The sequence below is a fragment of the Pseudomonas sp. PL-6 genome, assembly GCF_054110165.1.
The window spans coordinates 3,640,899-3,655,351 of sequence record NZ_CM134189.1 but is presented as its reverse complement, the minus strand read 5'-3'; the positions used below and the strand labels follow the sequence as shown (position 1 = coordinate 3,655,351).

The 14,453-nt window shown below is 64.3% G+C and carries 13 protein-coding genes and 1 pseudogene; 3 read left to right on the top strand and 11 right to left on the bottom strand.

Annotated elements, in window-relative coordinates:
- Positions 1–128: 128 nt before the first annotated feature.
- Positions 129–2,477 (bottom strand): annotated as a pseudogene (mutS, locus tag ACW9UL_RS15545) (DNA mismatch repair protein MutS); the annotation flags it as partial.
- A gap of 10 nt (positions 2,478–2,487) precedes the next feature.
- Between mutS and ACW9UL_RS15540 the strand changes: the two are divergent.
- Positions 2,488–2,913 (top strand): DUF6901 family protein, encoded by a 426-nt coding sequence (locus tag ACW9UL_RS15540; protein ID WP_457787571.1) that lies wholly within the window; start codon positions 2,488–2,490, stop codon positions 2,911–2,913.
- A gap of 259 nt (positions 2,914–3,172) precedes the next feature.
- Here ACW9UL_RS15540 and radC read toward each other — a convergent pair whose 3' ends face one another.
- Positions 3,173–3,679 carry a RadC family protein gene (radC, locus tag ACW9UL_RS15535; RefSeq protein WP_457790973.1) on the bottom strand — a complete coding sequence of 169 codons (507 nt, stop codon included), beginning with the start codon at positions 3,677–3,679 and terminating at the stop codon, positions 3,173–3,175.
- A 942-nt stretch (positions 3,680–4,621) separates the two neighbouring features.
- Here radC and ACW9UL_RS15530 point away from each other — a divergent pair.
- Together ACW9UL_RS15530 and ACW9UL_RS15525 are read left to right on the top strand one after the other, a co-directional pair.
- A complete protein-coding gene (locus ACW9UL_RS15530) occupies positions 4,622–4,987 on the top strand; it encodes an SDR family NAD(P)-dependent oxidoreductase (RefSeq protein ID WP_457787570.1) in 366 nt (121 codons plus the stop codon).
- Entirely contained in the window at positions 4,875–5,804 is a 930-nt protein-coding gene (locus ACW9UL_RS15525) for a GlxA family transcriptional regulator (protein ID WP_457787569.1), read from the top strand. Before ACW9UL_RS15530 ends, ACW9UL_RS15525 begins: the two co-directional genes overlap by 113 nt.
- Before the next feature lie 356 nt (positions 5,805–6,160).
- Here the strand turns inward: ACW9UL_RS15525 and ACW9UL_RS15520 are convergent, their stop codons facing one another.
- From ACW9UL_RS15520 to ACW9UL_RS15480, 9 genes are all read right to left on the bottom strand, one after another.
- Positions 6,161–6,931: a hypothetical protein gene (locus ACW9UL_RS15520; protein WP_457787568.1), complete on the bottom strand. Its 771-nt coding sequence runs from the start codon at positions 6,929–6,931 to the stop codon at positions 6,161–6,163.
- Positions 6,932–7,090: 159 nt separating this feature from the next.
- Positions 7,091–8,596 (bottom strand): CoA-acylating methylmalonate-semialdehyde dehydrogenase, encoded by a 1,506-nt coding sequence (locus ACW9UL_RS15515; RefSeq protein ID WP_122108638.1) that lies wholly within the window; start codon positions 8,594–8,596, stop codon positions 7,091–7,093.
- Between the two features lie 145 nt (positions 8,597–8,741).
- Positions 8,742–9,119 carry a nuclear transport factor 2 family protein gene (locus tag ACW9UL_RS15510; protein ID WP_457787567.1) on the bottom strand — a complete coding sequence of 126 codons (378 nt, stop codon included), beginning with the start codon at positions 9,117–9,119 and terminating at the stop codon, positions 8,742–8,744.
- 43 nt (positions 9,120–9,162) lie between these two features.
- The gene (locus ACW9UL_RS15505) at positions 9,163–9,561 is read right to left on the bottom strand and encodes a YciI family protein (RefSeq protein WP_457787566.1); all 399 of its coding nucleotides are present in this window, start codon (positions 9,559–9,561) and stop codon (positions 9,163–9,165) included.
- Between the two features lie 24 nt (positions 9,562–9,585).
- On the bottom strand, positions 9,586–10,896 hold the full coding sequence (locus ACW9UL_RS15500) for a TRAP transporter large permease (RefSeq protein ID WP_457787565.1): 1,311 nt from the start codon (positions 10,894–10,896) through the stop codon (positions 9,586–9,588).
- Between the two features lie 7 nt (positions 10,897–10,903).
- Positions 10,904–11,491, bottom strand: coding sequence for a TRAP transporter small permease subunit (locus tag ACW9UL_RS15495; RefSeq protein WP_457787564.1), 588 nt, complete (start codon positions 11,489–11,491; stop codon positions 10,904–10,906).
- Positions 11,488–12,582 (bottom strand): C4-dicarboxylate TRAP transporter substrate-binding protein, encoded by a 1,095-nt coding sequence (locus ACW9UL_RS15490; RefSeq protein ID WP_457787563.1) that lies wholly within the window; start codon positions 12,580–12,582, stop codon positions 11,488–11,490. The genes ACW9UL_RS15495 and ACW9UL_RS15490 overlap by 4 nt, the downstream gene beginning before the upstream one ends.
- A 110-nt stretch (positions 12,583–12,692) precedes the next feature.
- On the bottom strand, positions 12,693–13,307 hold the full coding sequence (locus ACW9UL_RS15485) for a malonic semialdehyde reductase (protein ID WP_457787562.1): 615 nt from the start codon (positions 13,305–13,307) through the stop codon (positions 12,693–12,695).
- Between the two features lie 16 nt (positions 13,308–13,323).
- The gene (locus ACW9UL_RS15480; protein WP_457787561.1) at positions 13,324–14,322 is read right to left on the bottom strand and encodes a 2,4,5-trihydroxytoluene oxygenase; all 999 of its coding nucleotides are present in this window, start codon (positions 14,320–14,322) and stop codon (positions 13,324–13,326) included.
- Positions 14,323–14,453: the final 131 nt, after the last annotated feature.

Here is a 14,453-nt window from a genome sequence, read left to right as displayed (position 1 = left end):
CTCGGGCGGCGGCCTGGGCTCTTTCTGCGAAGGGCTGCCAGGTGCTCTGTTCAGTGGCCGCGGCTCAGGCTGTAAACCGGGCAAGTCGTAAAATTGCGCGCGATTCTAGCAGCTTGCGCGCGGCTGCGTTAGATGCGCGTCTTCCATGTATATAACAGCTCCAGCGCCTTGCGCGGGCTCAGATCATCCGGATTGATCTTGTGTAATTCCTCCAGCAGCGGGTGCGGCACGCTGGCGAACAGGTCGCTCTGCATCGGCACCTGGGCTTTGCCGGGCTCCTGGCGCGGCAGATCGTGCGGCAGGCTGGTGGTCTCCAGTCGCGCCAGGTGCTCGCGCGCGCGGGCGATCACCGTGCCAGGCACGCCGGCCAGTTGCGCCACCGCCAGGCCGTAGCTCTGGCTCGCCGGCCCGGGTTGGACGTGGTGGAGGAAGACGATGCGTTCGTTGTGCTCGGTGGCCGAGAGGTGCACGTTGGCCACCACCGGCTCGCTTTCCGGCAGCACGGTCAGCTCGAAGTAGTGGGTGGCGAACAGGGTGAAGGCGCGCAGCCGCGCCAGGTGCTCGGCCGCCGACCAGGCCAGCGACAGGCCGTCGAAGGTGCTGGTGCCGCGGCCGACTTCGTCCATCAGCACCAGGCTGCGCTCGCTGGCGTTGTGCAGGATGTTGGCGGTCTCGCTCATTTCCACCATGAAGGTGGAGCGGCCGCCGGCCAGGTCGTCCGAGGAACCGATACGGGTGAAGATGCGGTCGACCAGTGACAGCTCGCAGGCCGCCGCCGGGACGAAGCTGCCGATATGGGCCAGCAGCACGATCAGCGCGGTCTGGCGCATGTAGGTGGACTTACCGCCCATGTTCGGCCCGGTGATGATCAGCATGCGACGGCTGTCGTCGAGGTTCAGGTCGTTGGCCACGAAGGGCGTGGTCAGCACCTGCTCGACCACCGGGTGACGACCCTGGTCGATGCGCATGCAGGGTTCCTCGACGAAGCACGGGCGATTGAGGTCGAGATTCAGTGCGCGTTCGGCCAGGTTGCTCAGTACGTCCAGTTCGGCCAATGCCGCGGCGCTACCGAGCAGCGGCGCCAGGTGGCCGATCAGGTGCTCGAGCAGTTCGTCGTAGAGCATCTTTTCGCGGGCCAGGGCGCGGCTCTTGGCCGACAGCGCCTTGTCCTCGAACTCCTTGAGCTCCGGGGTGATGAAACGCTCGGCGCCCTTGAGCGTCTGCCGGCGAATATAGTCGGCCGGTGCCGATTCGGCCTGCTTGGTCGGCAGCTCGATGAAGTAGCCGTGCACGCGGTTGTAGCCGACCTTGAGGTTGGCCAGGCCCGTGCGGGCTTTCTCGCGCGCTTCCAGGTCCATGAGGAACTGGCCGGCGTTCTCGCTCATCGCCTGCAGCTCGTCCAGTTCGGCATCAAAGCCGGTCTTCAGCACGCCGCCGTCGCGGATTACCGCCGGCGGGTTGTCGATGATGGCGCGGGCCAGCAGGTCGGCCAGCTCCGGGTAGGTGGCGATGCTCGAGGCCAGCTGCTGCAGGTGCGGGGTCTCCAGGTCGGTCATCGCCTGCTGCAGTTCGGGTAGCGCGGCCAGGGCGTCGCGCAGGCGCGCCAGGTCGCGTGGACGGGCGTTGCGCAGACCGATACGGGCGAGGATGCGCTCCAGGTCGCCGATCTCCTTGAGCTGCGGTTGCAGCGTTTCGAAGCGGTAACCGTCGAGCAGGCAGGCAATGGCGTCCTGGCGTGCCTCCAGTACCGCGCGATCACGCAGCGGGCGGTTCAGCCAGCGGCCCAGCAGGCGGCTGGCCATGGCGGTCTGGCAGCGGTCCATGACCGACTGCAGGGTGTTGTCGCGGCCGCCGGCGAGGTTGATGTCCAGCTCCAGGTTGCGCCGGCTGGCGCCGTCGAGGATCACCGTGTCGTCCAGGCGCTCGTGACGCAGGCTGCGCAGGTGGGGCAGGGCGGTACGCTGGGTTTCCTTGGCGTAGGCCAGCAGGCAGCCGGCGGCGCCGATGGCCAGGGTCAGGTGCTCGCAGCCGAAGCCTTTCAGGTCCTGGGTGCCGAACTGCTGGCACAGGCTCTTGAATGCCGTGTCGCGCTCGAAGTCCCAGGGCGCGCGGCGGCGCGAGCCCTTGCGCTTTTCCGCCGGCAGGCCCTGCGGCCAATCGTCGGGGATCAGCAACTCGGCGGGGTTCAAACGTTCCAGCTCGGCCAGCAGATTTTCCCAGCCCTTGATCTCCTGCACGCTGAAGCGGCCGCTGGTGATATCCAGCACGGCCAGGCCGAACAGGCGCTCGTCGCCGAGCACGGCGGCCAGCAGGTTGTCGCGGTGCTCGTCGAGCAGGGCCTCATCGCTGATGGTGCCGGGGGTGATGATGCGCACCACCTGGCGTTCCACCGGGCCCTTGCTGGTGGCCGGGTCGCCGATCTGCTCGCAGATCACCACCGACTCGCCGAGCTTGACCAGCTTGGCCAGGTAGCCTTCNGGTCGCGAGATGCGTCAGCACACCACCCTGCAGCGCGCGGCGGGCTCGCTTCTCGGCCTGCTCGGCGCCACCAGCGGCTGCCCGCACACCCGTTTCCTGGAGGCTATGGCCTGGTTCCATCTCCCCTTCAGCAGCAGCGACGAGACGCTGTTCCGGGTGCTCGGCACCTACCTGCTGGGGCAGCACCTGAAGGCGCAGAAAGGCCTGGCCGCGGACTGGCAGCTGGATGGCCTGCGCGAGGCCTATCGCAACCTGCGCAAGGTCAATCAGGGCATGGCCAAGCGCCTGCAGGCAGCCTGCAACGAGGACTCCAGCCTCAACGGCCTGGTCCTGCTGGATCTGCTCGCCGCCGACACCCTGTACAGCCTGGAGCAGAGCGAAGGGGATCTGGATAGCTATTTCTCTTGGTACTTTGATGCCTCTATAGATATCTAGATGCGATTCACAACGAGGCCGCTGCTGTAGCCGTTATGCGCGCCGCCGAGCGAATCGGCGATCAGCTGCTCAAGCAGCAGCTGTTCAGCGTGATTCACCGCATGAACCTGAAAGCCGCTCAGTCGCATCCGGGATGATGTCGCAGCGTAAGGGCTGCGGCGGGCGTGACGCTAAGTGGCTCCAGTCGCCCTGGCATGAGCTGGTAGGAGGGCTAGAGCCGCTCTCGGGCGCAGCAAAAGGGGGCCGAAGCCCCCGCGGTTCAGAGCAACCCACGCTCGGCGAAAGACACCGTGTGCTGGCCAGCCACGATGATGTGATCTAGCGAGCGGACATCGACCAGCGCCAAGGCTTCTTTCAAGCGCTGCGTAATCACTTTGTCCGCCTGGCTCGGCTCCGGGTGTCCACTCGGGTGGTTGTGCGAGAAGATCACTGCAGCGGCATTCAGACGCAGTGCTTCCTTGACCACTTCGCGCGGGTAGACCGAGGCGCTGTCGATGGTGCCGCGAAACATCTCGACGTACTGGATCAGGCGATGCTTGGCATCCAGAAACAGCGCTGCGAAAACCTCGTGCTCAAAACTGCCTAGCTTCGCGATCAGGTACTCCTTAACCATCTCCGAAGATGTGAGGGCTGCGCCTCGCTGAACCTTCTGATCGATCACCTTGCGAGCGGCATCCAGGATCTGCTCAGCAGTGGCAGGCAAATAACGACCTTGCTCGTCACGAATCATCAGAGAAGCGTCAAAGGCGAGAGAAAGCTGCGACATGATCATGCTCCAGTTGCTCGGGCGGAATTGCCCGGAACCGGCCCCAGCACGGCGCAGCGCAGCAGTCAGGAGGCGATAGCCGGCTCCGCCGCAAGCGCGAAGCGTGTGCAGCCCTTGACGGCGAGAACGCCGTGATAGGGTGAGAGGAAACAGCAAGACCGTTATTCCACCGCTCTCACAGGCGCCACCAGCAAGCGCAGCGCGCAGGCTCTATCGACCCGACCGAAAACGCCCAGAGGCGTTTTGGGCGAGCAGCAGAAATGCAGCCATGGCATACAACGCCAGTGTGAGAGGTAGGAGAAAAATCTCGCTATGTGACCAATGGCCCATCCTGCAGGGTTGGCAGATGGCTGCGACCGAAATACTCTCCGGTCGCTGGGCTAACGAAGTGCGAACAGGCAGGACGCTGGCCCCATGCACTCCATTAGCTCAGAACCTTCCTTCCTGGCCTGTTTTAACAGGCCATTTCATTGGCATTTGCCATGGCTCAGGTCAGCCCTGACACCTCGCTTCGGCAAGCGTCAGGGCCTTTCTGTGATCGATGATCGTCCTTCCTCTAGCCGCACGTTTTCGCTAGATGCGCTCGGCCGGGCTGTTCGCGGCATTGAGGTAGCTCGTTGCTGATCAGCTTGGCCTGCCATGCCGGGAGCTCACCGCTTTCGACATCGAGGCGCTTGCGCGACTGATCAGCCGACTAGCCCACCAACCGTAACTCCCCGTCATAGCGCCCGACACTGTCCGTGGTTGGACCATGGCCCTGCAAATGAACTGAGCCACTTCGTGGGTTGCTCAGGTGCCCTGAGTGAAGTGACCGGGGCCAAGCCGGTATCGGGTTGAGGAGGCGAGCATGCTACTGACTGGAAAGAATGCGCTGATAACCGGCGGATGATGGCCGTCAACCTGCGTGCGCCGGTGTTCCTCGCCCGCTGACTGCTGTCCCAGATGAGCCAGCGCGGTGGCGGCAGCATCGTCAACATCGGCTCCATCGAAGGCCTGAGCGCCAACCCCGAGCATGCCGCCTACTGTGCCTCCAAGGCCGGCGTGCATGGACTGACCCGCGCCCTTGCGGTGGACCTGGGCCGCGAAGGGGGGCGCTGCAACGCCATTGCCCCGGGCTGGATCGACTCCGACCTGAGCAACGCCTACATCGAGGCTCAGCACGATCCGATTGGCGCGCGCAGGGGAGCTGCTGGCCATGCACCCGGTCGGCCGCACCGGCACGCCGCAGGATGTCGTCGGGGCGGTGGTGTTCCTCGCCTCCGAGGAGGCGGCGTTGATCACCGGTCAGGTGCTGGTGGTCGGTGGTAGCCAGGACGTGGTGGCCAGCGACCTGGGCATCGCCATTTCAGTGGGTTTCCGTCTGGCCGACCTGCAGGAGCGCCAGCAACAGTTGATCTTGGTCTGCGGCGGTTTTCGCGTGCAGCTGCAGGCCGATCCCCTGCTCAGAACCAAGCTGCGCCAGGCCGACGCCGCCGGCGCCATGCTTGGCGGCCTGTGGAACGGCGCCTACTTAATCGCCGAGGCGGGGCTGCTGGACGGCTACGAGTGCGCCTTTCATCCCGATGGCTGGGTGATGATGACCGAGCTGTTTACCAAGGTAAAAGTGACGGGGCATTCGCATGTGGTCGACCGGCGGCGGATCAGTTGCGCAGGGGCCAACAGCTCCTTGAGCATGATGCTGAAGGTGGTGCGCCGCGGCACGCGGCAGGAACTGGTGAGCGCGGTGGAGGAGGTGCTGAGTTGCGACAAGATGCGCGAAACCTTTGACGTTTCCGTGGTTTCGATCGATATCGACCCGACTTTGCCGCAATCGCTGAAAACCGCACTGGAGCTGATGAACAGCAATATCGAAGACCCTATCGGGGTCGACGAGGTCGCGCAGTATGCGGGCATTTCCAGGCGCCATCTGAAGCGCCTGTTCTGCCAACATGTGAAGGCGACGCCACCGCGTTACTACCTGGAGTTGCGGCTGACCCACGCGCGTCAGTTGCTGCAGTACACTAATAAACCCCTGCTTGAAGTCGCCATTGCCAGCGGTTTTGTGACCTCCTCGCATTTTCAGCGGCGCTTCCGCGAGATGTTCGACATCGCCCCGGGACAGTTTCGTAAGCGCACCAACCGTTGAAAATGTCAGGGCTGAGGAGTCATCTACATGTTGACAACCTCTCACCTCCGAGTCGGCCGCGCTTAAGGCCCGAGGGAGCTCGATGCCTGAGTACAATGACAGGAGCGCCTTAGCGCCTAAGCTCGAAAACCCAGGCTCTATATTGGCCTTCCGCGATGTTCGTGAGTAATGAGGGGGCAGGGCTGCCAAGTCAGTTGTCCTGGATTGGCCCTAGCCTGGCGACCCGCATCCGATTTCCGCACGCAGAGTCGCCGCAGATGGCGTCGCCGCCATGAGCGATTCCGAGCGTTTGCGCCAGAGTGACCGGGATGGCGCCTGGCTCGCACCATCCCCGCCACCTCCCGGAAGTTGCCGCTCTAGAAATGCCACTCGGCATGCAACGTCGGGGCATAGGTGTTGACCCCAGGTTTGTTAACAGCGCCGTATTTGTGCCGCCAGTATTCATAGCCGGGGCCGAACCAGAGCTTGTTCTTCTGGCCGAATGCCAGCTTGCCGACATCGACCATCAGGGCGGTGCGGATCAGGCTTTCCTCGCCGGTGTCGCGGCGGAAGTAGTCCTCACCCTTTTCCGTCTTGTAGCTGGCGAAGCCATGGAACTTGAACGGCACGTCCAGCAGCTCGAAGGGCAGCCCCCAGGCTAGGTGCACGACGTAGTAGGGATCGAACTGGATGTTCTCGGTCTGGCAGGCGGGCAGCCCGCAGTGGTTCCACTCCATGGAGTAGAAGAGGCTGAGGTCCAGGTAGCCCGGTACGTCGAATTTCAGGGTCGGGCCCAGCAGAACCTGGCGCTTGCGGGTCGAGAAGTCGGTGTTCTTGTAGTTCAGTTCGAAGCCGCTGCTGAAGGCGACTTCCTTGACCGGGCCGAAGGCGAAGGAACGGTCGAAGACCTTGCTCAGGTACAGCTGGTGGCGATAGACGAGGTAGGCCTCGAGCGCGCCGGAGTCGCTGTCCTTCTTCGGGTCGTTGGCGTCGGACTTGAGGATGTCGAGATTGAAGATGTGCTGGCCATGGGAATAGCCGCTGGCATGGCCGAGCTGATAGATCTCCTTCTGGACGTTCTTGCCCACCGCGGGTTCGGTGAAGTGTTCGCCGTAGCGGAAGCCGACGAAGGTGTCGCTCCAGTCCATGGCCTGGGCGCCCGCGGCCAAGCCGAGCGTGCCAGTGATCAGTACCTTGCAAAAGCGTTTTTGTAATTGTTGTGTGTTCATCGAGGTCTGGTTCCGAGTTGACTGGCGCCCGGAGGGGAACCCTCCGGGCGCCGAGGGGGCAGGGTGGCTGCCGGTTGCTTACTTCATGGTCGGCATGACGAAGTCGGCGCCGCCGCGGATGCCGCTCATCCAGCGTGAGGTGACGGTCTTCAGGCGGGTGTAGAAGCGCACGCCTTCGGGACCGTGCATGTGGTGGTCGCCGAACAGCGAGTTCTTCCAGCCGCCGAAGCTGTGGAAGGCCATGGGCACCGGAATGGGGACGTTGATGCCGACCATGCCGACCTGGATCTCGTGGGCGAACATGCGCGCCGAATCGCCGTCGCGGGTGAAGATGGCGGTGCCGTTGGCGTACTGGTGGGCGTTGATCAGCTCGACCGCCTCCTTGTAGGTCTTCACCCGCACCACGCCGAGCACCGGGCCGAAGATCTCGTCCTGGTAGATGCGCATCTCGGGGGTGACCTGGTCGAACAGGCTGCCGCCGAGGTAGAAGCCGTTCTCGAATCCCAGTCGCTGCATGCGGAATTCGCGGCCATCGACCACCAGGCTGGCGCCTTCCTCGACGCCGATGTCGACGTAGCTGCGCACGCGGTCGCGATGCTCGCGGGTGATGAGCGGTCCCATTTCCGCCTGGGGGTCGGTGCCCGGGCCGATCCGCAGCGCCTTCACCCGGGGGGCGAGGCGTTCGATCAATGCATCGGCGGTGGCATCGCCAACGGCCACGGCGATGGAGATCGCCATGCAGCGCTCGCCGGCGGCGCCATAGGCCGCGCCCATGAGCGCGTCGGCGGTCTTGTCGAGATCCGCGTCGGGCATCACCACCATGTGGTTCTTGGCGCCGCCCAGGGCCTGCACGCGCTTGCCGTTGGCCGCGCCGGTGGCATAGATGTGGCGGGCGATGGGGGTGGAGCCGACGAAGCTCACCGCCTGGATGTCGGGGTGGGCGAGGATCGCGTCCACCGCCTCCTTGTCGCCGTTGACCACGTTGAACACGCCGGCGGGCAGGCCCGCTTCCTGCAACAGTTCAGCGAGGAACAAGGCAGCCGACGGGTCGCGCTCGGAGGGCTTGAGCACGAAGGTATTGCCGCAGGCCAGGGCCACCGGGAACATCCACAGGGCGACCATGGCCGGGAAGTTGAACGGGGTGATGCCGGCGACGACCCCGAGCGGCTGGCGCAGCGAGTGGGAGTCGATCGAGCTGCCGATGTTCTCGCTGACTTCTCCCTTGAGCAGGTGGGGGCCGCCGCAAGCGAATTCCACGACTTCCAGGCCGCGCACCACCTCGCCCAAGGCGTCGGAATGCACCTTGCCGTGTTCCGCGGTAATCAATGCCGCCAGCTTTTCGGCGTTTAGCTCCAGCAGCTCCTTGAAGCGGTTCAGCACCCGCGAACGGCGTAACGGGGTGGTAGCCGCCCAGGCTGGGAAGGCGGCTTGGGCTGCCGCCACCGCTGCGTCGAGTTCGCTGCCTGTGGCCAGAGGCACCGTGCCGCTGACCTGGCCGGTTGCCGGGTTGCGGACATCGGCAAAGCGCCCGCTGCGGCCTTCGACCAGATGGCCATCGATGTAATGCTGCAAAGTTGTGGACATGGGTAATCTCCGAAAAATAAAGTCCCGGCCAGGTAACTGGGCGTTGCCCAAGTAGTGCCTGGTTTAAACTGAACGTTGTTTGGCTGCTATCAATCGCGCGTCATTCAAGTTCGTATGACTTGGAATTACGCGAAGCGTTAAATCATCAAACTAATCGAGTTGCCTGCCAGGCAATTAATTGCCAGCCCTCCCTGCGTTTTGCCCAGACGCCGAGGGCGCGGCTGGTCATGGCCAGGGCCTGGCCGGCGATCACGACATTCATCTGCATGAGTCCGCTGACCACGCCGCAGTCGCCTTCGATACGAACAGCCTGTGCGTGGCATTCGATCCTCTGGTAGCGCCATTTTTGTGAGCGCAGACCCTGGAGATAGGCCTGTTTGCCATCGCATGTACCATCCGAATGGATATACAGCAGATCAGGGGCCAAGAGCTGTTCCAGCGCAGCGCTGTCGGCCTCGCACATGGCCCGGTGGCGCAGGGCTTCCAGCTCCGTTATCAGCAGTTCGAGGTTTTGCTCGGTCAATTCAGGCACCTCCCATGGGCACGCTGGCGCAGTCGAAGGGGGCTCAGAGGACTTCGCACTGGCCGGTTGAGTAGCTGACGCGCACGGTCATGCTGCCTTCATTCACCAGCCAGGGACGGACGCAGTAGGTTCGCGCGCCGCTGCGGTGCATGGGGTCGGAGGCGGCGATACGTTCGGCATCGGCCAGGGATGCCGCGCGAACGATCACTAGCCCTTCGCCGAGCCAGGCACTGCCGTTATCGGCAAATACCGGGCCGGCCGCAAACATGATGCCTTCGCGTTCGAGTTCAACTTGAAAAGCCAGGTGTTCTTCAACATGTTTCATCACTTTGTCGAGGTTGCCGGCCGAATGGGTGCTGATGGCGAACAGTTGCTTGGCGAGGAATCCCTTGTTTCGGCAAAGTTCCACAATTTCCCGACTGTCAATTTTCTTGTTGTTCATATAAAGCGCTCTCTTGTGGGGGGGTCAACGAACCAGTGCGGTGCTGATGCCGGGTATGGCGATCATCAGGGCCAGAAGTAAGAACATGCAGCCGATGAAGGGCAGCACGCCGATGAAGATGTCCTTGATGCTGATGCTGCGATCATCCAGGGCGGCTTTCACCGTGTAGACGGAGATGCCAAACGGCGGCGTGATCAGACCGATCTCCACCGCCACCACGGTGATCAGGCCGAACCAGATCGGATCCATGCCGAAGGCCTGGGCGATGGGTAGCGCGATGGGCACCAGGATCAGCAGGATGGATACCGAATCGAGGATGCAACCCAAGATCAGCAGCACGGCGATGTACATGAGCAGAAACTGGTAGGGGCCGAGGGCATGGCCGCTCATCAATTCCGCAATGCCACCCGGCAGCCCCGTCATCGCCAGCATCCGGCTGTACAGGCTGGCCGCCATGATCAGAAACAGCACGGCCACCGAGACGTGCCCGGTCTCGACCAGCACCCGCCAGAATTTCGCCAGGGTCAGGCGCCGCCGCGCCAGCGCCAGGCAGAACGCCCCCAGCGCGCCCACGGCGCCGGCTTCGATGGGGGTGAACACGCCGCTGTACAGGCCACCCAGCACCAGCAGAATGAGTGTGGCAATGGGCAGCGCCTTCTTGCTTGCCGAGGCGACGGTCTCCGTGTTCCGCAGGCCCTCGGCGACCTGCGACTGTCCGACGAAGCTCGGCCAGTAGCGGGTCATCAGCACGATCAGCAGGCAGAACAGGAACGTCAGCAGCAGCCCAGGAATGAGGCCGGCGATGAACAGCTTGCCGATCGACTCTTCGGCCAGCACGCCATAGACGATCAGCAGCAGGCTGGGCGGAATCAGCATGCCGAGGATCGAGCTGGCGGCGACCACGCCCACCGAGAAGCGCGCGGTGTGGCCATGGCGCATCATTTCCGGCACGGCGATCTTGGTGAACACGGCGGCCGAGGCGATGCTGACGCCGGTGATGGCGGCGAACGTGGCGTTCGAGCCGACAGTCGCCATGCCCAGGCCACCGCGAATCCGTCGCAGCAGCCATTCGGCGACGTCGAAGGAGTCCTTGCCGACGCCGCAGATGGCCACCAGCATGCCCATCAGGACAAACAGCGGCACCACCCCGAACAGGTAGTCGCTGATCGAGTCGTTGACCGCCGCGCCGACCATGCGGGTGGCGATTTCCGGGTCGCGCAGCACCGCCACGCAACCGAACGAGATCATGATCAGGGCGATGCCGATATGCATGCCAAGGTAGATCGCCACCAGCATCAGGGCGATTGCGAGCAGGCCTATCTCAATAGGTGTCATGGCGCGGTTACTCCTCTTGTGCCTTGCCGACGACCAGGCAGGCTCGGCAGTCGGCAATGAGATGCAGCAGGTATTGAAGGGCCGTGACCAGCGCGCCGATCAGTACTATCAGGCGGATCGGCCAGATCGGGGCGGTGAACAGGCCCTGGACGCCGAGGTACTCGCCTTCGCTCCAGGCGGCGAGCAGCAGCGGCCCCGTCGCCGCGAACATGACCCCACAAGCGGCCAGGCCGAGCAGGTTGAACAGCGCCTGCAGCAGGTGCCCGAGACGGGGTGAGCGCGCGATGAAGCCATCGATGAAGATGTCCGCGCGGGCCATCCTCTGGTGCCGCAGGGTGCTGCCCAGTTGCAGGAAGACAATCGCCACGATGGTCAGCGAGACGATCTCCGCGACCCCGTAAATGGGTTGGTTGAACAGCCAGCGTGCGCCCACGTCGCCGCAGATCAGCAGCATCATCGCGAAGATCAGCAGCGAGCCCAGGCCGTTCAGGCCGTCGACCAGGCAGGCGAAGAGCGAGGGCTTGCGCTTGGCCGCATGGCCGATAGCCGTCTGGTCGGGCGCGGCGACCATCTGCCGGGGATTCAAGGTACTCATAGTTCCTGATCCCAGTTGCGCAGCGGCTGTGCCCCGCGCTGACGCATGGCATTCATGTAGGCGCTCAGCACTTCGCGGGCGGGCAAGCCTTTGGCCTCGTTGTCGCGGACCCACTCGGCGGCAATGTTGGGCATCTGGCTGATCCAGGCCAGGCGCTGTTCGCGGGTCCACTCGCTGATCACCAGTGGCGGCTGGCTGCTGGTCGCGTTGGCCTGCATCTGCTGCATGCCCTGCGCATACAGACCCAGCACGGCCTCGCCCATTTTCTGCGAATACTCGCGGCCGACGTCTTTCAGAATCTGGCGAACCTCTGGTGGCAGACGCTTCCAGCTGTCCTTGTTGATGGCAAGGGCGCCGAAGTAGGTCGAGCCGAGGTTGACCTTGGTGACGTAGGGCGCCACCTCATAGAGCTTGATGCCCATCACGCCCGAGGTGAGAGACAGCGCGCCCTCGGAGAGGCCGGTCTGGATGTCGGTGTAGTAGCTGGGCAGTGCGCCTTGCACCGCGACCCCGCCGGTGCCGCGCATCCATGAGGCGAGCACGCCGGGCGTCGATATCTTGCGGCCTTTGAGATCCGCCACCGAGTTGAGCGGGAAGGTGGTGAACAGGTGGTAGGGGTCGCCACTGCAGGCCCCGAGAAACACCAGGTTGTTCTTCTCCCATTCGGCCTTGAGGGCGGGCAGCGTTTCGTTCAGCTCGTTGAACACCGCCATGACCAGTTGCGGGTCGTCACTCACGGCGGGGGTGTAGATGGTCACCTGGCTGAGCGGCTGCTTGGAGCCTTCGAGGTTGCTGAACACCCAGCCTATGTCGACGATCCCGTCGGCGACCGAGCTCAGCGTGGCATTGGCCTTGTACAGCTGGCCGCCGTAGGTTTCGTTCCACTGAATGGAATAGCCCTTGCCGAGGGCCTCGACCCGGCGATTGACTTCGGGAATGAAGTGCTCGGGAATCACACCTACCCAGGGCAGGCTGGTGGGGTGGCTGGCACCGACATTCAGCTTGAAGGTTTCCCCGGCCTGGGCGGGGAGGCTCTGGGCGATGACCAGGCAAGCGGTCAGGCCGACGGACAGCAGCGGTTGATGCCACATGGTGTTCTCCTTTTGTTCTTGTTGGCCTGGCGGGTGGTCGGGAGCGGCGGGGCCGCAGCCGATACAGCGGGCCAGGTGGATCGATTGAAGCAATGGCTTTGCACGGGTTCTCAGAGCAGCAGGCAGGCCTCCTCGAAGGAGAGCCGCGGGCTGCGCGGGAACAGCTTGTCGGGGTCGCCGTAACCCAGGTTGCAGAGGAAGTTGGCTTTCACCTGCATGCCGGGAAAACAGCCGTCGCCGGCGAAGAACTCGCGGTCGACCAACTGATGGTCGAAGCCGGACATGGGGCCGCAATCCAGCCCCAGGGCACGGGCGGCGAGGATGAAGTAGCCGCCCTGCAACGAACTGTTGCGCAGGGCCGTGGGTTCGATCAGCTCGGGCTGCCCGGCGAACCAGTCGCGGACCTCCGGGTTGTGCGGAAACAGCTTGGGCAGTTGCTCGTGGAAGTTGGCGTCGTAGCCGATGATGGCGGTCACCGGCGCGCCCAGGACCTTGTCCACGTTGCCCGGGCTGAGGGCGGGCAGCAGGCGCTGCTTGGCGGCGGCGCTGCGCAGGAAGACGATCCGTGCCGGACAGCTGTTGACGCTGGTCGGTCCCCAGCGCACCAGGTCGTACAGCGCCGCCAGTGTCTCGTCGTCCACTGCCCGGTCGCGCCAGCCGTTCTGGCTGCGTGCCTGGCGGAACAGCAGGTCCAGGCCCTGCTCGGAAAGCCGTTGGTTGTTCATGTCGTGGTCCTCGTGGTTACTGAACGCTGCGTTTGCGCAGGGAGTCCGGGCGCGGGGCAAGGGTTTCCCTCTCGCCGCAGCCGCCGAGGAAGTACTCCACGGACATCGGCGGCCCCCACTGATAGAGGCTGGAATCGCAGGCCTGGATGTGGTTCATCGGCGAGGCGTGGTTGAACAGGTCGCCGTCGGTGAAGTGCTCGATCAGGTTGCCCGAGGGGTCCCTCCAGTAGTCGAAGATCTGGCTGCCGAGCACATGCCGGCCGACGCCCCAGAACGGGCTCCAGCCCCGCTCGGTCATCCACTGGTGGCCGATGCACTGGGCGTCGAAGTCCTGCACCTCGAAGGAGGCGTGGTGGACGACGTCCTTGCCCGCCTGGAACAGCGCAATGGTGTGGTGGTCGGTCCATTGGCTACCGCGATCCAGGCGCAGGAAGGCGGCGGCCGGGCAGCTGTCATCGTCCCCTTCGACGATCAGGTCCGATGGCAGCATGCCGAGCACGCTGCGGTACCAGCGCAGCATCCTGGCCATGTCGTCCACGCCGATGGCGACATGGCCGAGGCGCATCACCTGGGCCGGCCCTTTGGCTGGGCGCTGCACGTCGCCGAAGCGGCGCTTTTCCTCAGCGGAGTTGAGGGTCAGGGCGGCGCGCTGGGGCAGCGCCTCGACGCTTGCTATCCCGTGCACCAGGTCGACCCTGCGTCCCGCCGGGTCGTGCAGCGTCACGCAGTGCCCGCCGCCCGGATGCGCCAGCGGCTGGATGGCGGACGCCCCGGGAAAGCGCGCGGCGGTCTGCAGGTCGTCCAGGCTTTCCACGGCGAAGGCGATGGCGCTGAGCCCGGTCGATGTGGCCCGTTCGGCGATGTAGACGTAGGGCAGCGGACCAGTGCCGCGCAGGTAGAGGCGGTGCTCGGTGCGATGCGCCACGACCAGGCCGAAGTCGGTCAGGAAATGCTCGATGGCGTCGAGGTCCTGGTGCTGGTAGATCACGTGGTTGATGTCTTTGATGCGCAGCATGGCTGCTCCTCCTTGGCCGGGCGCGGCAGGTATCCGGCAACGAATGCGTTGATCTGGCGTTCACCGGGAAGGACGGGCTGGCTCTTTTCCGGGACGGCCGGGCCCGCGGGCCCTGCAGCGGGGTCCGAACG